Source organism: Pseudoalteromonas sp. JB197, assembly GCF_002332205.1.
In the GTDB taxonomy this organism is placed as follows: domain Bacteria; phylum Pseudomonadota; class Gammaproteobacteria; order Enterobacterales; family Alteromonadaceae; genus Pseudoalteromonas; species Pseudoalteromonas nigrifaciens.
The window spans coordinates 1,448,917-1,469,838 of the sequence record NZ_NRGZ01000001.1 but is presented as its reverse complement, the minus strand read 5'-3'; the positions used below and the strand labels follow the sequence as shown (position 1 = coordinate 1,469,838).

Here is a 20,922-nt window from a genome sequence, read left to right as displayed (position 1 = left end):
ACCCTCTTGTGAACTAATTTGATTTAACTAACATTAGCTTTGCATCTTCCCCATCGGTTAATATTGCTACATTACCTTCAGTGGTTACAAACACATCTCTTAATCGGCCTGTGGCCTCTGGGAATATATGAGACTGGGTAAATTCACCATTAGCTAAATTTACAGCGTAGAGCTTTTTATCAGCCAAAGTCGTAATTAACACATGTTTTTGTAGTGAAGGGAAAGCGGCGTGCTTAGAGCCGTAATACGCTATGCCAGATGGGGCTATTGATGGCGTCCAATTAACACTTGGTTTTTGCATGCCTGGGTATTGCGTAAAAGGTGAAATACGCGCTTGCGAATAATCCCTACCGTAAGTAATTACTGGCCAGCCATAATTGGTGCTTGCGGTTAAGTAGTTTAGCTCGTCGCCGCCTGCGGGGCCGTGTTCGTGGCTAATAATTTGCTGTGTATCGTAATCATATACAAGGCCTTGAGGGTTACGGTGGCCAAGTGAGTAAACAGCATGGGCATTTGGATTTGTATGGTTAATAAATGGGTTATCTGTTGGAATACTGCCGTTTAAGTTTATACGTAATATTTTACCAAGCTGGCTGGTAATAACCTGTGCTTGCTCTCTAAAGTCAAAGCCATCGCCCGTTGAAACTAATAACGTATTGTCGGGTAGGACAAGGGCGCGCCCAGCGTAATGCTGTGGTGTGTTTTTATTGGTAGCTACTTTATGAATAATTTGCGGCTTTGAAAAACGAGTACCATTAAAGGTGGCTTTGGCAACAACAAGCCTGTTTGCGTTGGCATCGCCTTGGGCGTAGGTAAAAATTACTTCTTTGGAATTGCTATAATCTGGCGATAACACTATATCGAGCAAGCCACCTTGGCCTGCAAGGTATAAGCCCTCTAGGTTTAGTTTTACTCTTGATTGCGCATTATTTTTAATTATAACTACGTGGCCATCGCGCTCTGTAATTAACCATGTACCGTTTGCTAGTTCAACCATGCTCCACGGAGACTGTAATTGTGTAGCAAGGGTTTTTGTACTGTATTGCTTTTTTGGTAACGCAGCGCCTGCATTAACAGAAAACGCAAAAAGCGAAAGCAGAGTAAAAAAAGAGATACATTGTTTACGGGGTAAGCCTTTGCTAGCATGGCTTATATAAGAAAAAAACTTTATTTTAAGTTGAGATAACCATGTCATTTTTAACACGTATATTGCCCTCATTTTTAGTTTCTTGGTTATTTACATTCACACTTGCTAGCTTGTTTCATAGCCAATACGTTGTCAATCAATTAGTTAATGTAGGTGTTGTAGTGAGCTTTAGCGACCGTGTTAGTTTAACACTGGATGATTGGCTGGGCTTATTACCTACCTATGGTGCTATTATTGCCATTGCATTGGCAATCGCTTTTTTAGTTACGGTGCAGCTTAATAAAAAGGTTAAAAAATACCGTACTCAGCTATTTGTTATTGCTGGCATTGTGGCATTTGCTATGATGTTAATTGCCATTGAGTCGATTATGAATATTCATATTATAGCGGGCGCAAGAGGTTGGGGGTTTTACACTCAATTGCTTGCAGGTGCGGCCGGTGGCTATGTGTTTTCACGCTTAACAAAAACAAATATTATCTGATTTTAATTACTGCAGGATACAGGTAAGGTTTTTTATTATAATGAATAAGTAAAAAAGCCACTGTTTGTAGTGAACAGTGGCTTTTAATTAGATGTTTTTAGTTTAATTAAAAAATCAAACTAATCAGCTTGTAGCTACTTAAGCCAAAAATAAGCAGTAATATAGGCACAGTGATAAGGTTTAATAACACAGAATTGGTGTAATTGCCCATCACCGCTTTTTGATTTACCAACCAGAGTAAGTAAACAGTAATAATAGGCAGTAATAAGCCATTAGCAGCTTGGGCAAAAATGATCACGGCAACCGGATCTAACCCCAAAGAGGCAACAGCTGCGCCAAACAGCAAGATAACCAGTGCTACCGATTTGAAACGGCTACTTTGCATTTTGTTAGACCAACCAAGCATTCCGCAAACTGCATAGGCTCCCGCTAAAGGAGCAGTAATTGCACTAGTTAAACCTGCAGCAAATAAACCAATAGCAAAAAAGTAATGGGCAGCGCCACCTAATAATGGTTCAAGCTGTACAGCCATATTGGCTGCGCTAACTTTACCTGCGTCGGTACCATAAAAAGCCACCGAGGCGGTAGATAAAATAGCCAAAGTGATCACTCCACCTAAAGTGATTGATAAGCTGGTATCGATATTTGTTTGCTTAATTATTTTACGTTTATCGCTATTATTGTTGTATTTTGCTGCGAGCACTCCTGAATGCAAAAATAAATTATAAGGTACTATGGTGGTGCCAATCAGTGCAAGTACAGTGGTAACAGAGCCCTCAGGCATAGTAGGAATAAAACCCGCTAGTACTTGGCTTATAGGCGGAGCAGCCATAACTAAAGTAGAAATAAACACTAAGCTCATTAAAATCACTAATAAAATGAGCGCGTTTTCTACCACTTTATGTTTTCCGCTGTACAGTAACAATGCGCTAATAAAAGCAATGAGCGGCGTCCATATTTGCGCATTTATTGTCGGAAATATCTTTATTAAACCCATGCTAGCGCCACTAAGGTTACCCGCTTCATAGGCGGCGCTGCCCACTCCAATGGCGCTTATTACCAAAAAGCTAGCGAGCACTTTAAGCACTGGGGTATGAATATGCGCGCGCAGTGCTTGAGCAAGATCTTTGCCTGTTGCTACGCCAAGGCGAGCAGCCATAGATTGTAATAATATAGTGGCTATTACTGAAAAAAGTAATGTCCAGATAAGTGCAAAGCCAAAGTTTGCACCTGCTACGCTAGCAGTCGTTATGGTGCCTGGTCCTATAAAGGCTGCGGTGACTAGTAGTCCTGGTCCTAATCGCATAATTTACCTGTATGTTGGTGTTTAAAGTGTGCACCTGTATGGGCGCGCGTTTTATTACTGCCACTTAGTAAGCGTTTGCAGCCTGAACTACCTTTTATGCTACCCGCTAGTAAATAGCGTGTAAAAAAGGTCGCGTAGAATAACAGTTTATATATAAATTTAAAGAGTATAGCGCGCGTTTGCACAAAAAGAGTACAGTATTACAGAGGTAAATAAGGGATAAAGGCAACACTTGCTCAATAGCGTGCCGTTATAGTGGATGTTAAGTTATAGCCAAAGCGTAGATAGCATAAGCATTAATTTACGCCATTAAATACTTTATGGTTTGTAAACCTTTGCGTAGTGTTGCTTCATCGGTTGCATAGTTAATGCGAATACACTCGTGCTTGTGCGCCCAGCTATCGTCAATGCCAATAAAAAAGTTGTGTCCAGGAATTACATACACATCTTGCTCTTTAAGCTTTTGGTATAGTGTTTCGCTTGTTATTTTTGCATCTTTAAACCACAGCCACATAAAAAATGCGCCTTCAACTTTATGCAAGTAAACACTCATATCGGCAAATATTTCATCAAACAGTTCAATCGCTACTTGTGCTTTATTACGATAAAAAGGCAACACAACATTACGACACAGCGGCAGTAGTTCGTCGTCGTTAATTAAACGGGTAACTAAGCTTGGGCCTATACTATTTGGCGATAAAACCATGCTGCCATTTACGCGGCCAATTGCTTTAATAATTTCATTGTTTGCAACCACAATACCGCTGCGTAAACCCGGTAAGCCAAGCTTTGAAAGCGACATACATAAAATTATGTTTGAGTTCCAGGTTAGGCTTGCGTCGGTGTAAATACAGCCCGGGAATGGATCGCCATATGCGTTATCTATAATGAGTGGAATGTTGTATTGCTTAGCGAGTAAATCAAGGTGTTTTACTTCTTCGTCGGTTATTACATTACCGGTTGGATTGGTAGGGCGCGATACGCACAGCGCGCTGATACTGCTGTCGTTTGCTAATATTTTTTCAACCGCTTTAAAATCAATAACGTATTTAAATTGTTTAGATGTGCTACCGGTATTTAAAATTTCGATATCGGGCTTTATGGCAACAAACATATCGTCCGATAAACCTTGGTCGGCATAACCTACGTATTCTGGCGCGAGGGGAAATAAAATCTTTTTATGGCTGCCATCAGGCATTTCGCCTGCAAACATATTAAACAGCACAAAAAAGTTAGCTTGGCTGCCATTACCAAGTGCTACGTTATTGGCGCTTATATCCCATGCATATTCTTTACTTAGTTGGCTTGCTAATGCAGCTCTAAACTCGTCGTTACCGGTTGGGCCGTCGTAAAGGCCAAATACTTGCGATACTTTATTACTGGCAACGAGCTTTTGTAACTCACTTAAAAAAACCTCATTTACTTGTGGTACTAATGCAGGGTTACCGCCACCAAGCATAACAATATTAGGATTGTTACTGCTTTTAGCACTGCCTAAGTCTTCCATTAACTGAGTAATGCCGTTGGGTTGTGTAAATTTAGTGCTAAAGTTTGAGTAGTTCATAATACATAGCGTTTGTAGGTAATGGAAAGGGCAGTATAGCCTAAATAAAGGGCTAAAATAGTAAGTTGAGAATTATTCAATGCGTAGTTTTAAAGGTTGTTACTGCAACCTCATTGCATATAAGCATAATAAAGCAGTAATAAAATAGGCACTGTGCTTTTTGGAGATATTTGTAAAAGATGAGGGGTTTTTGGTTTTAATAGCGCGTAGCGATACTCAAGGGTAAAAATAAAGCGTACGAATACGTAAGCAGCTAAATTTGTAATGCTATTGTTTGATGTATGAAATTGAATTGATTTGTCATGTATGATCTTATTTTTACAAGTTTACTGAAATAGCACAGGTTTTGAACACCCCCCTAAAGCCTTAAAAACGATAAGCAATAGGGTATACTGCTATTACATATTCATTTAAGCAAGCATTAGGGCTAATAACTCAGCGATGTTTGTTATTTTAAAATGTACAGCAGTGGAACCTCTTTTGATAAAAAACACTCAACTAAAAATAGCCACATTTAACTTGTTTAATTACCTTGAGCCACCCAATGCATACTATGAGTTTGAGAAAATTTATACCGCGCAACAGTGGGCTAAAAAGCAGCAGTGGGTTATTGATTATTTAACAGAGCACGCACCTGATGTGATTGGTTTTCAGGAAGTGTTTAGTATTGAGTCGTTACAAGAATTAGTACGTGGGCAAGGTTATGAGCACTTTGCAGTGGTAGATACGCCCGAGGTGATTGACGACTTTATTTATAAACGCCCCGTAGTGGCAATTGCCGCAAAATATCCTATTGTTGAAGTGGCTGCGGTGCAGCACGATAATGAACTTGTAGCTACCCTTGGGCTTAGTGCTGATTTTACATTTAGCCGCAAGGTATTAAGAGCCACAGTAACTTTGCCGCACATAGGTAATACCGATTGTTATGTGGTGCATTTTAAATCTAAACGCCCAATGATTGAGGTTGATGAGCACAATAAAGCACTTTCGCCCGAAAAGAACATAATTGAGATTTTAAAAGCGAATGTAGCGGGTGGCTGGGGATCAACTATTCAGCGCGGCAGCGAAGCCACATTATTAATGATACAAATGATTGCGCGCCGCGAAGCTACGCAGCAGCCTATGATTTTAATGGGCGACTTTAATAACAGCATAGCTGATGGTGTGTTAAGCCACATGCTTACTAATACACTGCGTTTTGCCCCTGCTTTTGACGCTAAAACCTACCTTGCTAAATATTGTTTAAATGATGCATGGGACTTATTTACAAAGTCGCAATTGGCAAGTGCTGAGCCACAAGCACCAACAGACGACTTGCGTGTTGATGGTGATATAGCGAGTGTTGTAATTGAGCAAGGTGATACAAATAATGTGGCTAAGCCAGCAACTCCACGCACGCCAACCCATTATTATGGCGCGAGCAGTTCAGTGCTTGACTACATTTTATTGTCTAGTGAATTTGATGCCAGCTACCATGATAGCTTTTTTGAAGTAAGTGACTATAACACTTACGATCGGCATTTAATTAACCCAGTATTTGAGCGAGACGATTTAAGTACCGACCATGGGGTGGTTATAGTTAGTTTAACTTTGAGGTCGTAGGCTATAATTTTAATGATTGATATTGCTAAGAATATTTGTTTAACAATATTACTTTTACGGTTTTTAATTTAAGTAAAGTGCTTTTATGTAAAAACGTCGGAATAAATTACTGAGTTTAAACGATAGCTTTAATTATTTGTATAACTATCAAATAATTAAACTCGGCCTAAAACTTGCCTGTTATTAATGTTAAACATCTAAAAATTGATAATCTTTAATAAAAACAAGGAAATTAACTATGACTAATATTGCACTTTCGGCGTATTTGGCGTTTTACCTGTATTTAATTATGTTGCTTGTACAGTGGGCGGTAGCAACTTTTAGCAAAGCAAAACAGCCTAATGCAGTGCCGGGTAAAATAAGTGACGATTTATCTCACGATAGTTTTATATTTAGAGCACACCGTACTTTTCACAATACCCTTGAAAATAGTGCGTTATTTATAGGAACAGTGTTGTTTGCTTTTGTAATAAATTATCAAAGCCCAATATTTGCACTATGTGTATGGATATACGTTATTGCGCGATTAATTCATATGGTGCTGTACTACGCAATTGCTACTAATAAAAATCCTAGCCCACGTAGCTACTTCTTTTTAATTGGCGTACTTGCCAATGTTGTGATGCTAGTAATGGTAGGCTTAAGGTTAATTGCCTAATACAAATTAAATAACAAACAACAATTAACCAAGAGCGAAGTTGCTTACATAGCAACTTCGCTTTTTTTGTAAACTACTTTCGCAGCACTAAATAAAAAATATAACTAATTGAATTTTAAATAATTAACCTGTAAATATTAAAGTTTGCACAACCACCATTCACACACTCTATTTACAATATAGCAACCAGCTATGCATATATAGACCTCAGTACAATAGCCACTTGGTAATGCTGTGCTATTTTATTGTGGTGAAAAAATAATAACCAATAAATACTCACCAAAATGCGTATCAATAAAGCAGATAAATTGCTTTATTGTAATTAAAGCTAGCTGATTTATGTAATTAAAACAGGAAATGTAAAATGAAGAGTTTGTTACGGGGGTTCAACATAGTATGTATTGCTATGTTGTTTTTTTGCTCGCCAGTTTGGGCTGCGCAAGGGCAGTTAGATTTAACATCATCGAGTATTGGTTGGTTGTGTATTGGTATATTTTTAATTGCTTATACCGTGGTTATGCTCGAGGAAAAGCTACATTTAAGAAAGTCAAAACCAGTATTGGTTGCAGCAGGATTAATTTGGATATTAATAGGTGCCTATTACGTTAGCCATGATATTACTGAACTTACCGAAACTGCATTTAGGCATAATTTACTTGAGTTTGCTGAGCTTATGCTCTTTTTACTAGTCGCTATGACCTACATAAATGCGCTAGAAGAAAGAGGAGTATTTGATGCATTGCGCGCTTGGATGATCCGTAAAGGCTTTAACTATAAAAATTTATTTTGGATAACCGGTTTTTTAGCATTTTTTATCTCTCCGATTGCCGACAACCTTACCACCGCGTTATTAATGTGTGCAGTGGTAATGAAAGTTGCCGAAGGTGATAAGCCATTTATAAACATCAGCTGTATTAATATTGTTATTGCGGCTAATGCGGGCGGCGCATTTAGCCCCTTTGGCGACATAACCACGCTAATGGTGTGGCAAGCTGGATTGGTGCATTTTAACGAGTTTTTAGTGCTGTTTTTACCTGCTTTAGTTAATTACTTAGTGCCCGCAGCCATTATGAGCTTTTATGTTGCCGATAAGCACCCAACCGCACAATACGAAGCGGTTGAGCTAAAACGCGGCGCAGTGCGAATATTAGTGTTGTTTTTACTTACCATAGCCACTGCCGTTGCTTGCCATAGCTTTTTAAACCTGCCACCAGTATTAGGTATGATGATGGGGCTAGGCTATTTACAGTTTTTTGGTTATTTTTTAAGAATGACTTTACCAGGATCACTGGCACGTAAAAGAGCCGATGCAGAGCAGTTGGGCGATCAAGAACGATTAGCTAAACTAGGCAGTGTTGTACCATTTGACGTATTTAGTAGAGTGCAACGGGCAGAGTGGGACACGTTATTATTTTTTTACGGTATTGTTATGTGCGTGGGTGGCTTAGGGTTTTTAGGTTATTTAAACTTTATGTCTGAGATGCTATACGGCAATTGGTCTACTACAACGGCAAATATTTTTCTTGGGGTGATTTCTGCAGTGATCGATAATATACCGGTTATGTTTGCGGTATTATCTATGGATCCTGAAATGTCGCATGGGCAATGGTTGCTGATCACATTAACTGCGGGGGTAGGCGGTAGTTTACTCTCGATTGGCTCGGCTGCGGGAGTGGCATTAATGGGGCAAGCACGCGGCTACTATACTTTTTTTGGTCACCTAAAGTGGACGCCTGTGATTGCGTTAGGTTACGGGGCCAGCATAATGCTGCACTTATGGCTTAACGCATCATTATTTTAAAGATACCAGCAAACGCCTATAAGCTATTTTTTATCACAGTAATAATACTATAAAGCTTTAATTTAAGTATTTAATGGTAGTAAAAGCGAAGGAGCATAAACAGCATCTTCGCTTTTTTTATTACTTAAATTTAAGCCGTTATAAACTAATAGCTGAGTGCTTACTGATTAAATTTTTTAAGCCAAATAAGTTGTGGTGATAATAGACGGCTGGTTAATAAAACATTGATTTATTTTATGTTTTTTTAAAGGTAAATGTTATAAAAAAGGATTTATTTTTATTGTGGCAAATAATTTGCATGAAAAAATGTTATAGTAAGGCTCGTATTAGCTATTAGGAGTCGACTTTTATAATGAAAAAAATTGCTATTTTGGGCGCAGGTCCAAGCGGTTTGGCACAATTACGTGCATTTGAAGCAGCTCGTTTAGCCGGTATTGAGAATTTACCGGAAGTTGTTTGTTACGAAAAACAAAATGATATTGGTGGCATGTGGAACTATACATGGCGCACTGGGCTAGACAGAAATGGTGAGCCGGTACATGGCAGTATGTATCGTTATCTTTGGTCTAACGGACCAAAAGAATGCTTAGAATTTGCTGATTATTCTTTTGAAGAACATTTTGGTAGACCTATTCCTTCGTATCCCCCTCGTGAAGTGCTTAAAGACTACATAATGGGGCGTATTAACAAGCAAGATATTCGTAAATACATTCGCTTTGAGTGCCCGGTTCGTTGGGTTACATTTGACGACGAAACACAAATGTTTACTGTAACGGTTATGAACCATAAAACCGGCGAGCAGGAAGTGAATGAGTTTGATTATGTTATTGTTGCTACAGGTCATTTTTCTACACCAAACATGCCTTATTTTGAAGGGCTAGAAGAGTATTCTGGTCGAGTATTACATGCTCATGACTTTAGAGATGCGCTAGAATTTAAAGATTCAGAAGTTTTACTTATAGGCAGTAGCTATTCTGCCGAAGATATAGGTACGCAGTGTTATAAGTATGGCGCTAAATCGGTAACTATAAGCTACCGTACTAAAGCACTTGGCTATAATTGGCCAGACGGCATTGCAGAAATGCCACTTGTAACCCACTTTGAAGGGGACGTTGCGCATTTTATAGATGGCACTAGTAAGCGCTTTGATGCTGTGATTATGTGTACTGGGTATTTATTTCATTTTCCATTTTTACCTGACGAACTACGTTTACAAACACATAACTGTTTGTATCCGGCAAACTTGTATAAGGGTGTTTTTTGGCAGCCAAACCCTAAGTTAGTTTATTTAGGCATGCAAGATCAGTACTTCACTTTTAATATGTTTGATGCGCAAGCATGGTATGTACGCGACGAAATTTTAGACAGAATAAAAATACCAGCATTAGCAGCACGACAAGAAGATGAAAAAAATTGGTTAGCTAAGTACGATGAAGTAACGAATGTTGAAGGCTCTATTGATTATCAAGCAGCGTATATTCGTGATTTAACTAATGCCACAGATTACCCTGAATTTGCAGTTGAAAAACAGGCAGATATTCTCAAAGAATGGCAAAAAGATAAACAACAAGACATTATGTGTTTTAGGGAAAAAGCGTATCGCTCTACTTTAACAAATACCTTGGCACCTGAGCTTCCTGTGCCGTGGTTAGATGTACTTGATGATTCATTAGAATACTTTTTAGAATTATCGGCTACTCACACCATAGAAAAAAGTAAAGCGAGCTAGCACGTAATAAAACAATATTAAACCATAACGCATTTTTCGTTATGGTTTAATATTTTAAGTTTGTTGTTAATACTTAAAAAAACTATTCAACGCCAATAAACCCACCTGTTTGATGTGCCCAAAGTGCAGCGTAAATCCCATTCTTAGCTATTAACTCATCATGTGTGCCTTGCTCAACAACACCGCCGTTATCAAGTACGATAAGCCTGTCCATTTGCGCTATGGTTGATAGCCTGTGAGCAATAGCAATTACTGTTTTATCTGTCATTAAATCATCAAGACTTGCTTGAATAGCGGCTTCTACTTCTGAATCAAGCGCGCTGGTGGCTTCGTCGAGTATGAGAATAGGGGCGTTTTTAAGCAGTACGCGCGCAATAGCAATACGTTGGCGCTGCCCACCCGATAAGGTAACGCCACGTTCGCCTACTTGCGCGTCAAAGCCTTTATTACCTTTGCTATCAACTAAGTCGGTTACAAACTCTAGCGCTTTAGCTTGCTTGGTGGCATCGATCATTTCGGCTTCAGTGGCATCTGGTCTGCCGTATAAAATGTTGTCTTTTACTGAGCGGTGCAGCAGGGAAGTGTCTTGAGTTACCATGGCAATGTAACGGCGTAAGCTTTCTTGGCTCACATCGGTAATGTTTTGGCCGTCAATTTTTATACTGCCAGAGTCGGTGTCGTAAAAGCGTAGTAGTAAATTAACTAGCGTTGATTTACCCGCGCCAGAGCGACCCACTAAGCCAATTTTTTCACCGGCTTTAATATTTAAGTTTAAACCGTTAATAACCGGGCCACGCAGCGTTTCACTTGCTGCTTTGCCGTAGTTAAAGTGCACATTGTTAAATTCAATTGCACCTTGGCTAACGTTAAGAGTGCTGGCATTGGGTTTATCGGCTACTACAATTGGGTTAGAGAGGGTTTGCATGCCATCGGCCACGGTGCCAATATTTTCAAATAAGCTGCTTATTTCCCACATGATCCACTGCGCCATGCCGTTTAATCTAAGGGCTAAACTTACCGCAACGGCAATTGCTCCTGCGCTAATGGCACTTAGCGACCACAAGTAAAGTGATACCGCAGTGACCGAAAACACTAATAAGTAATTTAAAGTTTGAATAACAAAGTTGAGGCTGGTAACTAAACGCATTTGCTTGTACACCGGCTGTAAAAAAACATCCATACTTTGTTTTGCGTATTCTTCTTCGCGTTGGGTGTACGAAAATAGTTTAATGGTAGCAATATTAGTGTAGCTGTCGACAATGCGGCCGGTCATTTCTGAGCGGGCATCGGCTTGTGAGGTAGCCACTTTTTTAAGACGCGGTACAAAGTAAAGTTGAATGCAAATATACAAAACAAGCCAAACAAGTAAGGGTAACATTAAGCGCCAATCGGCCTCGGCTACTAAAAACAACATAGAGCCAAAATAAACGATTATGTACATTAATACGTCGAGTAGTTTTGTTACAGCTTCGCGCACAGCCAGAGAGGTTTGTAATACCTTGGTGGCGATGCGTCCGGCAAATTCATTTTGATAAAAACTAACACTTTGGCGCAATAAATATCTATGTGCTAACCAGCGAATCGACATGGGGTAATTGCCCAGTAATGCCTGGTGCAACATTGCAGAATGAAAAAACACCACTACAGGCAGCACCACAAGGAGCATAAGGGCCATTTTTGTCAGCTCGGACTGCTGCTCTACAAAGAGTGTTTGTGGTGTATAAATTGCCAGCCAATCAACTAGTTGCCCCATATAGCTAAATAGCGATACTTCTAAAATAGCGAGCAAGGCGGCACTTAACGAGAGTAGTGCTAGCGACAGCCCCATGCCTTTGGTGTAATGAAGACAAAACGCAAGCAGCGTGTTAGGTGGCTGCGTTGGTTTATCTTGTGGGAACGGCTTAGTAATGCGCTCAAATAGTCGATACATTTTAATAGCTTAAATGGCAAGTAATTGCAGCTATCATAGCATTTTTGTGTTTTTAAATGCAGCTTAGTAGAGGCTTAATTACTCATACTCTAAGGTATAATTAATATTAGTAAGCATTAAAACAATACTAAGATTGTTTTTAGTCATTCATTAGGTTAAAAAATAATAATTTAATTATAAGGAAGTTGTATGTACACAGGTTCATGTTTATGTGGTGAGGTTACAGTAAAAATAACGGGTGCTATTACGAGTATTATCCATTGCCATTGTTCACTTTGCAGAAAAAATAGCGGAACCGCTTTTGCAACTAACGGGTTTATAAATGTGCATGAATTTTCAATTTCAACAGGCAATGATTTACTAAGTAAGTATTCTTTTAAAGCAGGGCGCACACGTTATTTCTGTAAGTGTTGTGGTTCACCTATTTATAGTGCTAATGCGGATGATAAATCTCGGTACAGAATTCGCTTAGGCCTTATAGATTCAACAATTACAGAAAAGCCATTATCACATAATTTTGTGACTTCTAGGGCTAATTGGGAACTGCTAGAAACGAGCCTACCTTGTTACGATACATTTGAGCCTGGTCGTTAATTTTTATACTGCTGCTATATGGTAAATAGTATTTATATTGCTATGCAAGTTTGGCGCTATGCTTTGCATTACTGTTGAGGCTTGTATTGCCTCTACCGTTATATGCTTTAACGACAGGTTACTTAGTATAAGAACAATGTTTTTGTATTCATAAAACTCTATAAGTGCAATACAGTTAAAGTAATGGCGTAACAGTACTAAAGTAGTTTGTAATTCTTGCCCTGTTTTAGGATTTAGGTTAATGATTGCCTGGCCGCTTTTATTAATGCAGTGGTTAATGGCGTGCCAAAACGACTCGCTTTGAATAAACGTTTGGTGGTGCTCGCCACTAAATATATCTATGTAAATTAGGTCGTATTGTTGAGTGCATTGACTAATAAATTGCTGAGCACATTGCAAGTGCACAGTATGATCACTGGGTAATTTAAAAAATTGCTTAGCGATACTTATAACATCAGGGTTTATTTCTACACTTTCAAACGTATCAATTAAATTACGGCGGCTAGATTCAATGTGTTTAAGTGCGCGCTCTATTGCTGCAGTGCCTAAGCCCAAATTTAAAATACGTAGCTCACTAACCGGGGCTAATAAAAATAACAACATGCTTTGATATATTGGTACACATAATAGTTCAGGCCGGGCTTTGTTCATTACTCCTTGAAGGGTAGAGCCTAGCGGCGGATCGTTATTAAAAGTGAGCCATCTATAATCTTCATTTTGATAAACGCGTACCGGACCAAACTTACTGTCGGCATGATAGATTTGATTACTGAGCTTGGTATCGTTTTTTAATTGGCGCATAAAGTTTTTAATACATAAAAAAGCTAGTGTGGCATAAATAAAATAACTATATTACTAAATATTGTAGTTGCTAATTATTTGGCTTAATTAAACCTTTAACCTGTACTCTAGCTTACTTTTTTGTGGTGCCTACCGCAAAAGTATTGCGCAATAAGCTTACTTGCGTAATGGTGATTATAATAAAAATAAGGAGCTATAAATGCTTAAAACACCTTTTAAAATAACAACAAAATTACTTAGCGTGAGTACCCTTACAGCTGCTTGTTTTGTGGGTTTAACTTCGCAAGCATTGGCAGCGGGCGAGATTAAATACACTGATCAACAAAAATTGCATGCTATAGCCGGTGATATTTCAGCGCAGCGTATTGGTGGCGATATTCAAACGCTGGTGGATTTTGGTACGCGCCATACATTATCAGACACTAAATCGGAAACCCGTGGCATTGGTGCAGCAAGGCGCTGGATAAAACAAGAGTTCGAAAAAATATCAGCACAATGCGGCGGCTGCCTAGAGATTATTGAAGTAAAAGACACTATATCGGGCGAAAAACGAATTCCTGATGCAACCGAAGTGGTTAATATTGTCGCTATTCAGCGCGGTATAAGCGAGCCTAACCGTATGGTAATAATGTCGGGCGATATAGACTCACGCGTAAGCGATGTGATGGATTTTACTAGCGACTCGCCGGGGGCTAACGATAACGCCTCTGGTGTGGCGGGCGTAATAGAGGCGGCGCGTGTATTGAGTAAACATAAATTTAATGGCTCTGTGGTGTACGCGGCGCTGTCGGGCGAGGAGCAGGGTTTATTTGGTGGTAAAATTTTAACCGCTTATGCGCAAAAACACGACTGGCAAGTACACGCAGTACTAAACAACGACATGATAGGCAATATTACCGGGGTTAATGGCGTAACCGATAACACCACAGCGCGGATATTTTCTGAAGGTACGCGCGTAATAGAAACTAAAGAGCAAGCACGAACGCGGCGCTTTACGGGGGGCGAGGTTGACTCAGCTAGTCGTAACTTGGCGCGTTACATAGATACCATTGCCGACAGATACATTGCTAATTTAAATACTATGTTAGTTTATCGGTTAGACCGATTTGGTAGAGGTGGGCACCATAGACCTTTTAATGACGCGGGCTTTGCTGCAGTGCGCATTATGGAAACAAACGAGCATTACGATCGCCAGCATCAAGACTTACGCATTGAAAACGGCATTGAATATGGCGATACGATCAAAGGCGTTGATTTTGACTATGCGGCCAAATTAACCGCACTTAATGCTGTAAGTTTAGCGTCGATGGCGTGGGCACCAGCCCCTCCTAAAGACGTGAAAATCGCGGGTGCGGTAACGGCTAATACGCGTTTGTCGTGGCAGGCATCTAAAGACAATAATATAACCGGTTATCGTATTTATTGGCGTTATACCAGCGAGCCACAATGGCAGTTTAGTAAAACCGTGGGTAAGGTTACTCAAGCTACACTTAACAATGTAGTAATTGATAATTACTATTTTGGTGTTGCAGCCATTAATAAAGAAGGGATTGAGTCGCCGGTGGTATTTCCGGGGGATGTGGGCTCATTCGATCATAATATTAAAATAGTTAAGTAAAGCTTATAAATTTGGCTAAAAAGCAGGCAAACAGCGGGTTTGAGGCTAAAAAATACTATTTTTGTACTTGCACCTTATTTGTTAAGCCCTTAAAGTGTTAAAAAAGAAGTAAAAGGTTATTAATAATGACACAACAAGAAAAAAAACCGTTAACAGCACAAGAACAAGCTCAAGTAGAGCAGCAAAATATATTATGGCAGCGTGAATGCTTTCAAAACGCACAAAAGCATTTAGCTGAAAAAGGCATTATGCCTAAAACGTTGATTGAAAAAGACAGTCGTTTTTTAGCCCCATTTTGTGCTCTATGGAAATTTAAGGCGCAAAACGGTAAAAACTATTGGGTAATTACCGGTCGTTTACCAACTGATCATGCTGAAGTGAGTGCTGCAAAAGATGCTCGCGATGCAATACGTTATTTTTCACTGCAATGGCAGTTAAAAGCTGATCAAATAATGCAAACAGGGGCGAGTGAAAAAACCAAGGTTGATTTTGCCAATTTACTGATCAATCGTGCCCATGGTTTATACGAAATGCACGAAAATGAACAACTGTGGGCTAACGAGCCTAAATAAGTTTAATATGTTTGTATAACAAATTAAAAAAGCGAGCTACTTTATTTATTGTAGCTCGCTTTTTAATGCGTTAACGTAAATGGACGAGTTTCAAAGCTGGTAACAGGGCATTGCATTCGTAGCTTTGCAATGCCAGCCTCCATGAATACATTGCCTTGTTGGCTAAAGCCATTTTGTTTAAATAATTCAACTTCTTCTAAAATGCAGTTAATACTCAGTACTTCAATATTTTGCTCTGCAGCAAGTGCAACAATAAAGTTAAGTAGGGATTTGTAAACATTGCGATTGCGGTGGGCGGGTAATACAGCTATACGGCCTATAAGGCCATCGCTACACAGCCTGCCTGTGGCTACAGGAGACTGTGTGTCGTTGGTAATACAGGTGACAAGAATATGTTGGGCAAGTGGGTCTAGGTTATCAAATTCAATATGTTTAGGAATATGTAACTCATAAACAAATACACGCTCTCTTATTTGCTGCAGTAGCGCTTTTTGGCTGTGCCAATCGACCTGTTCTACCCGGTAGTCCATAATACACCTTTAATTGAACCAAATACCCTCATTAATTAGTGTAGTGAATATTTCAATAAAAACTAGGCTTGGTGCCGTATTTTTTAGCTGTTGCGCATTAAAACCTGTAAAATCAGTTAGTAACTTAACAGCATTTAAGTCACTATTTAGTACAGAGTAGTTTTCTCCGTTAACACTTACTAATAATTCATCAGCTGTTTGCTGATATATAGCACGCGTTCCACCTAGGCGCTCAAAGCTTATGTCGTCATTGTTTATTGCATCGGCTATTTGCGCCGCATTAAACGGTTGCTCAACAGGCATTAAGTCCATATCGTGCTTTGGTTGGCTTAACGTTGTGCCAAGCCATTGTTTAAACAAGGTGTCGTCGTTAAGTAATGCTTGCATTAACACTTTTACTTTATCAACCTCAGTATCGCTTAGCTCGCCCTTAGACTCTCTTAATGTAAGGTTGTGGTCGGTGTAGCGCTTTTGCCCGCTTTCGGTATCAATAATATGATCGGCAAAGCTAGAGAGTAAATCTTGTTGATTTGGTGCTCTAAAACCCACCGAATAATTAAGGGCGTTTTCTACGGCATAACCTTCGTGCGGGCAACCTGGTGGAATATATAAAATATCGCCGGGTTCTAAAATACAATCAATAACCGCAGTAAACGCTTCTACTTGCAATAATGTTTTATTTTGGGTGAATTGTTTAAGGCTAGGATCTGGCAGGCCTACTCGCCAATGGCGTTTGCCTTCACCTTGAATAATAAATACATCGTATTGATCTAAATGCGGGCCAACACCACCGCCAGGCGTTGAATAGCTGATCATTAAATCATCTATGCGCCAGTTTGGGATAAATCGAAACGGCTCTAGCAGCTGTGCTGCATCGTTATGCCAATGATCAACCGCTTGTACTAATAAAGTAGAGTGTTGCTCTGTAAGCTGTTCAAAGTCTTCAAACGGCCCTTGGTGCGATTGCCATTCATTATTATGATTAGTAACAATACGCGACTCTATGCTGTCTTCCATTGCAAGGCCTGCAAGTTCATTCGCATCAAGCGGGTCCTGAAAATTACTAAAACCTTGTTTAATTAAGAGTGGTTTTTTTTGCCAGAACTGAGTTAAAAACTCTTGCTCTGATAAGTCATTTATTTTTAATTGATACATACAGTGGCCCTACAAATTAGTGCAAGTGGTATTAAAACAAAAAAAGCGAAAGGAGACCTTTCGCTTTTTCATTGATTTTAGTTTAGTTATTAAACTAAATCATCAATAAACTCAACAGCGCGGCCAATATAATTAGCAGGTGTTAGTTTTTTCATTTCTACTTTAGCGTGTTCAGGAAGGTCTAAACCATCGATGAAGTCTGCCATTATTTCTTGGTTTACACGTTTGCCACGGGTTAAGTCTTTAAGCTTTTCGTATGGCTTTTCGATACCGTACTTACGCATAACTGTTTGAATTGGCTCTGCTAGCAGTTCCCAGTTTTGATCAAGCTCTTCTAATAAACGTTGCTCGTTTACTTCAAGCTTACTTACACCTTTAAGTGTTGATTGGTATGCAATAAGTGCATAACCCATACCTACACCTAAGTTACGTAATACCGTTGAGTCGGTAAGATCACGTTGCCAGCGAGAAACAGGCAGCTTTTGTGCAAGGTGAGAAAAAATAGCATTTGCTAAACCTAAGTTACCTTCTGAGTTTTCAAAATCAATAGGGTTAACTTTATGTGGCATTGTTGATGAGCCAATTTCGCCAGCAATGGTTTTTTGCTTAAAGTGATTAAGGGCAATGTAACCCCACATGTCACGATCAAAATCGAGCAGTATTGTGTTAAAACGGGCAATAGCATCAAAAAGCTCAGCAATGTAGTCATGCGGTTCAATTTGTGTAGTAAACGGGTTTAGAGTTAAACCTAGGCTTGATACAAATTTGTCTGCATGTGTGTGCCAATCGTAATCTGGGTATGCACTAAGGTGAGCGTTGTAGTTACCTACAGCACCGTTAACTTTACCTAGCATTTCTACTTGTGCAATTTGGTCGCGTTGACGTTTTAAGCGCATGTAAACGTTAGCAAACTCTTTACCCATAGTAGACGGTGTAGCAGGTTGTCCGTGCGTACGTGTCATCATAGGGATTGTTTTGTACTCAATCGCTTTTTCTTTAATTGCGCTAAGTAACTGATCGCAATATGGTAGTAATACATTATTGCGTGCTTCAGTTAGCATTAAACCATGAGATAGGTTGTTAATGTCTTCAGAGGTACATGCAAAATGAATAAATTCGTTAATTGCATGTAGTTCTGCGTTATCGGCTACTTTTTCTTTTAGAAGGTATTCAACCGCTTTAACGTCGTGATTTGTTGTGCGTTCAATATCTTTAACGCGCTGTGCATCAGCTTCGCTGAAGTTATCAACAATGGCGTTTAGTAATGCATTAGCTTGTTCGCTAAATGCAGGGACTTCTTTAATATCGCTCGCTGCAGCTAACGCTTGCAACCAACGCACTTCAACGGTTACGCGGTATTTGATTAGGCCAAATTCGCTGAAAATACTGCGTAGTTCAGTGGTTTTGCTGCCGTAGCGACCATCCACTGGAGAGATAGCCGTTAACGCTGAAAGCTCCATAATAACTCCTAAATTTTAGTTTGAACGATAATTAAATTTTTGCTTTAGCAATGGCGATTATTTTTCTTTTTGCAAAGAAAAAGTGACGGCGTTTACCGCCCATTTGTCGCCATAAAACTGCACTTCTAATACCGGCTAATAATAATGCGCGGATTTTATTTTGAGTGAGCTGCTGCTTTAGTAACTCAGGTTTACCATAAACCTGTATACGGTGCCCAAGGGGGCTTAGCACCGTTGAGTATATATCCGCTAAACCGGCGACAACGCTCTCGTCGGTTATAGCAAAATGATCTAAACGTCGATGAATGTCATCAATACGTTTACCTAATTCGTTTAAGCTTTTGTCGTTTGCACTCAAGGCACGTTCTAGCTGCATTAAACCACCGACGTATTTTACAATTTCAACATCTTTTTGCGCGCCAGCACTTAGCTGTGCCAATAATGTTTTGTAGCCATCGCGTAGGTTATCTGTGCCTTGGTATACATCCTCTGGCGATGCCGGCGAGGTTTGAATAATACTCGAAAGTAGTATTTCTAAATCGTGTTCATTATTATTGCCGTACTGAGCAACTTTTTGAACTTGTTTAGCAACTTGGCACATGGCGGCAAGCGCCATGACTTGGTGTTGATTCATTATTTGATCACCGAATCAATAATACCACCACCTAAACACACATCTTCTGCGTAAAATACGGCAGATTGACCTGGAGTAACGGCTTTTTGTGGCTCGTCGAATAATACGCGTGCCATGCCGTCTTCGCCTACAAGTAGCGTACAGCTTAAGTCTTCTTGGCGGTAACGGGTTTTAACTGTGCAGCGAGTAGTGCCTTTAGGGCCAATACGGTCAACCCAGTGCAATTGGTTAGCATTAAGGCCATTACTGTATAGGCGAGGGTGATCTTTACCTTGGCCAACAATAAGTACATTTCGCTCAAGGTCTTTATCTACTACATACCATGGCTCGCCTGAGCCTTCTTTCATACCACCAATTAGCAAGCCTTTGCGTTGACCTAGGGTGTGATACATTAATCCTTCGTGCTCGCCTACATTGTTACCATCAGTGTCTTCGATAACACCAGGTTGGGCAGGTAAAAACTTTTGTAAAAAGTCTTTAAATTTGCGCTCACCAATAAAACATATACCTGTGCTGTCTTTTTTATCGTGAGTAATTAGGTCTTGCTCTTCAGCTATGCGGCGCACTTCTGGCTTAGCAATATCGCCAACAGGGAATAATGTTTGGCCAATATGTTCGTGGCTAAGCGTGTATAAAAAGTAGCTTTGATCTTTATTATCATCTAACCCGCGGCACATAACGTATTTGTCATCGCGTAGTTCGCGGCGTACATAGTGACCGGTGGCAATAAAGTCGGCGCCTAATGCTTGGGCCGCAAATTCTAAAAAGGCTTTAAATTTAATTTCTTTATTGCACATTATATCTGGGTTAGGTGTACGACCTGCTTTGTATTCTGCTAAAAAGTACTCAAATACGTTATCCCAATACTCAGCGGCAAAGTTAACTGTATGCAGTTCAATACCGAGTTTATCGCAAACTGCTTGCGCGTCTTTTAAATCATCAGCTGCGGCGCAATATTCATCATTGTCGTCTTCTTCCCAGTTCTTCATAAACAGGCCTTCTACCTGATAGCCTTGTTGCTTTAACAAATATGCAGATACAGAAGAATCAACACCGCCGGACATACCTACGATGACTTTAATGTGACTATTTTCGCTCATGAATAATTTCGCTTATACAGATTACTGTTATTAATAACATCTTGGAAAGGCCGCGATTATAGCATGTATTTAAGCAGCGCTTAAAGAGGCTTAGCCTTAATGCAGCGCTTTTGTAGTTATTTTTATAGCGTCAGCAAAACGTTTTTGCTATTTGCAGTAAGCAAAATAAATATAAATAGTAAATAAGTGTGAATATTAGCTGTGTAATAGTAGGAGGAGTTATAGCTTTATATTGCTTT

General features: G+C 39.6%; 18 protein-coding genes. 8 read left to right on the top strand and 10 right to left on the bottom strand.

Going from position 1 to position 20,922, the window contains the following annotated elements; translation table 11 throughout:
- Nucleotides 1-13 precede the first annotated feature (13 nt).
- Nucleotides 14-1,204 (bottom strand): PQQ-dependent sugar dehydrogenase, encoded by a 1,191-nt coding sequence (locus CIK86_RS06945; protein ID WP_086998663.1) that lies wholly within the window; start codon nt 1,202-1,204, stop codon nt 14-16.
- Between CIK86_RS06945 and CIK86_RS06940 the strand changes: the two genes are divergently transcribed.
- On the top strand, nt 1,189-1,629 hold the full coding sequence (locus CIK86_RS06940; protein WP_086998659.1) for a hypothetical protein: 441 nt from the start codon (nt 1,189-1,191) through the stop codon (nt 1,627-1,629). The two genes, CIK86_RS06945 and CIK86_RS06940, sit on opposite strands and share 16 nt — an antisense overlap.
- Before the next feature lie 106 nt (nt 1,630-1,735).
- On the opposite strand, the gene CIK86_RS06935 is transcribed toward CIK86_RS06940, so the two are convergent.
- Both CIK86_RS06935 and CIK86_RS06925 read right to left on the bottom strand, forming a co-directional pair.
- Nucleotides 1,736-2,935: an Nramp family divalent metal transporter gene (locus CIK86_RS06935; RefSeq protein ID WP_086998656.1), complete on the bottom strand. Its 1,200-nt coding sequence runs from the start codon at nt 2,933-2,935 to the stop codon at nt 1,736-1,738.
- A 301-nt stretch (nt 2,936-3,236) separates the two neighbouring features.
- Nucleotides 3,237-4,499: a valine--pyruvate transaminase gene (locus tag CIK86_RS06925; RefSeq protein ID WP_086998653.1), complete on the bottom strand. Its 1,263-nt coding sequence runs from the start codon at nt 4,497-4,499 to the stop codon at nt 3,237-3,239.
- A gap of 519 nt (nt 4,500-5,018) precedes the next feature.
- Here CIK86_RS06925 and CIK86_RS06920 point away from each other — a divergent pair.
- The 4 genes from CIK86_RS06920 (at nt 5,019) to CIK86_RS06905 (ending at nt 10,289) form a co-directional block, all read left to right on the top strand.
- On the top strand, nt 5,019-6,101 hold the full coding sequence (locus tag CIK86_RS06920; RefSeq protein WP_086998694.1) for an endonuclease/exonuclease/phosphatase family protein: 1,083 nt from the start codon (nt 5,019-5,021) through the stop codon (nt 6,099-6,101).
- Between the two features lie 238 nt (nt 6,102-6,339).
- Nucleotides 6,340-6,759: an MAPEG family protein gene (locus CIK86_RS06915; RefSeq protein ID WP_011328379.1), complete on the top strand. Its 420-nt coding sequence runs from the start codon at nt 6,340-6,342 to the stop codon at nt 6,757-6,759.
- A 406-nt stretch (nt 6,760-7,165) separates the two neighbouring features.
- Nucleotides 7,166-8,560 (top strand): sodium:proton antiporter NhaD, encoded by a 1,395-nt coding sequence (gene nhaD, locus CIK86_RS06910; protein ID WP_086998649.1) that lies wholly within the window; start codon nt 7,166-7,168, stop codon nt 8,558-8,560.
- Between the two features lie 352 nt (nt 8,561-8,912).
- The gene (locus tag CIK86_RS06905; RefSeq protein ID WP_011328377.1) at nt 8,913-10,289 is read left to right on the top strand and encodes an NAD(P)/FAD-dependent oxidoreductase; all 1,377 of its coding nucleotides are present in this window, start codon (nt 8,913-8,915) and stop codon (nt 10,287-10,289) included.
- 82 nt (nt 10,290-10,371) lie between these two features.
- Here CIK86_RS06905 and CIK86_RS06900 read toward each other — a convergent pair whose 3' ends face one another.
- Nucleotides 10,372-12,219: an ABC transporter ATP-binding protein gene (locus CIK86_RS06900; protein ID WP_086998646.1), complete on the bottom strand. Its 1,848-nt coding sequence runs from the start codon at nt 12,217-12,219 to the stop codon at nt 10,372-10,374.
- Nucleotides 12,220-12,408: 189 nt separating this feature from the next.
- On the opposite strand from CIK86_RS06900, the gene CIK86_RS06895 reads away from it, so the two are divergent.
- Complete coding sequence (locus tag CIK86_RS06895; protein WP_086998643.1) at nt 12,409-12,813, top strand: GFA family protein; 405 nt, start codon at nt 12,409-12,411, stop codon at nt 12,811-12,813.
- 3 nt (nt 12,814-12,816) lie between these two features.
- Here CIK86_RS06895 and CIK86_RS06890 read toward each other — a convergent pair whose 3' ends face one another.
- The gene (locus tag CIK86_RS06890) at nt 12,817-13,614 is read right to left on the bottom strand and encodes a hypothetical protein (protein WP_086998640.1); all 798 of its coding nucleotides are present in this window, start codon (nt 13,612-13,614) and stop codon (nt 12,817-12,819) included.
- A 199-nt stretch (nt 13,615-13,813) separates the two neighbouring features.
- Here CIK86_RS06890 and CIK86_RS06885 point away from each other — a divergent pair, with 199 nt between their 5' ends.
- Both CIK86_RS06885 and CIK86_RS06880 read left to right on the top strand, forming a co-directional pair.
- Nucleotides 13,814-15,232, top strand: coding sequence for a M28 family metallopeptidase (locus CIK86_RS06885; RefSeq protein ID WP_086998636.1), 1,419 nt, complete (start codon nt 13,814-13,816; stop codon nt 15,230-15,232).
- A gap of 125 nt (nt 15,233-15,357) precedes the next feature.
- A complete protein-coding gene (locus CIK86_RS06880; RefSeq protein WP_086998633.1) occupies nt 15,358-15,804 on the top strand; it encodes a DUF4826 family protein in 447 nt (148 codons plus the stop codon).
- A gap of 62 nt (nt 15,805-15,866) precedes the next feature.
- Here the strand turns inward: CIK86_RS06880 and CIK86_RS06875 are convergent, their stop codons facing one another.
- The 5 genes from CIK86_RS06875 to mnmA form a co-directional block, all read right to left on the bottom strand.
- The gene (locus tag CIK86_RS06875) at nt 15,867-16,334 is read right to left on the bottom strand and encodes a GNAT family N-acetyltransferase (RefSeq protein WP_011328372.1); all 468 of its coding nucleotides are present in this window, start codon (nt 16,332-16,334) and stop codon (nt 15,867-15,869) included.
- Nucleotides 16,335-16,343: 9 nt separating this feature from the next.
- Entirely contained in the window at nt 16,344-17,489 is a 1,146-nt protein-coding gene (locus tag CIK86_RS06870; RefSeq protein ID WP_086998629.1) for a cupin domain-containing protein, read from the bottom strand.
- An 89-nt stretch (nt 17,490-17,578) separates the two neighbouring features.
- On the bottom strand, nt 17,579-18,949 hold the full coding sequence (gene purB / locus CIK86_RS06865; RefSeq protein WP_011328370.1) for an adenylosuccinate lyase: 1,371 nt from the start codon (nt 18,947-18,949) through the stop codon (nt 17,579-17,581).
- 31 nt (nt 18,950-18,980) lie between these two features.
- Nucleotides 18,981-19,583 carry a high frequency lysogenization protein HflD gene (gene hflD, locus CIK86_RS06860; protein WP_011328369.1) on the bottom strand — a complete coding sequence of 201 codons (603 nt, stop codon included), beginning with the start codon at nt 19,581-19,583 and terminating at the stop codon, nt 18,981-18,983.
- Nucleotides 19,583-20,683 carry a tRNA 2-thiouridine(34) synthase MnmA gene (mnmA, locus tag CIK86_RS06855; protein ID WP_011328368.1) on the bottom strand — a complete coding sequence of 367 codons (1,101 nt, stop codon included), beginning with the start codon at nt 20,681-20,683 and terminating at the stop codon, nt 19,583-19,585. Before mnmA ends, hflD begins: the two co-directional genes overlap by 1 nt.
- Between the last annotated feature and the right edge of the window lie 239 nt (nt 20,684-20,922).

Bases quoted from the DNA above. Each gene is read 5' to 3' on its own strand.
- CIK86_RS06885 (WP_086998636.1), top strand. From the start codon at position 13,814: ATGCTTAAAACACCTTTTAAAATAACAACAAAATTACTTAGCGTGAGT.
- CIK86_RS06935 (WP_086998656.1), bottom strand. From the start codon at position 2,935: ATGCGATTAGGACCAGGACTACTAGTCACCGCAGCCTTTATAGGACCA.
- CIK86_RS06925 (WP_086998653.1), bottom strand. From the start codon at position 4,499: ATGAACTACTCAAACTTTAGCACTAAATTTACACAACCCAACGGCATT.
- mnmA (WP_011328368.1), bottom strand. From the start codon at position 20,683: ATGAGCGAAAATAGTCACATTAAAGTCATCGTAGGTATGTCCGGCGGT.
- CIK86_RS06880 (WP_086998633.1), top strand. From the start codon at position 15,358: ATGACACAACAAGAAAAAAAACCGTTAACAGCACAAGAACAAGCTCAA.
- hflD (WP_011328369.1), bottom strand. From the start codon at position 19,583: ATGAATCAACACCAAGTCATGGCGCTTGCCGCCATGTGCCAAGTTGCT.
- CIK86_RS06915 (WP_011328379.1), top strand. From the start codon at position 6,340: ATGACTAATATTGCACTTTCGGCGTATTTGGCGTTTTACCTGTATTTA.
- CIK86_RS06895 (WP_086998643.1), top strand. From the start codon at position 12,409: ATGTACACAGGTTCATGTTTATGTGGTGAGGTTACAGTAAAAATAACG.
- CIK86_RS06940 (WP_086998659.1), top strand. From the start codon at position 1,189: ATGTCATTTTTAACACGTATATTGCCCTCATTTTTAGTTTCTTGGTTA.
- CIK86_RS06905 (WP_011328377.1), top strand. From the start codon at position 8,913: ATGAAAAAAATTGCTATTTTGGGCGCAGGTCCAAGCGGTTTGGCACAA.
- CIK86_RS06900 (WP_086998646.1), bottom strand. From the start codon at position 12,219: ATGTATCGACTATTTGAGCGCATTACTAAGCCGTTCCCACAAGATAAA.
- nhaD (WP_086998649.1), top strand. From the start codon at position 7,166: ATGTTGTTTTTTTGCTCGCCAGTTTGGGCTGCGCAAGGGCAGTTAGAT.
- CIK86_RS06875 (WP_011328372.1), bottom strand. From the start codon at position 16,334: ATGGACTACCGGGTAGAACAGGTCGATTGGCACAGCCAAAAAGCGCTA.
- CIK86_RS06870 (WP_086998629.1), bottom strand. From the start codon at position 17,489: ATGTATCAATTAAAAATAAATGACTTATCAGAGCAAGAGTTTTTAACT.
- CIK86_RS06890 (WP_086998640.1), bottom strand. From the start codon at position 13,614: ATGCGCCAATTAAAAAACGATACCAAGCTCAGTAATCAAATCTATCAT.
- purB (WP_011328370.1), bottom strand. From the start codon at position 18,949: ATGGAGCTTTCAGCGTTAACGGCTATCTCTCCAGTGGATGGTCGCTAC.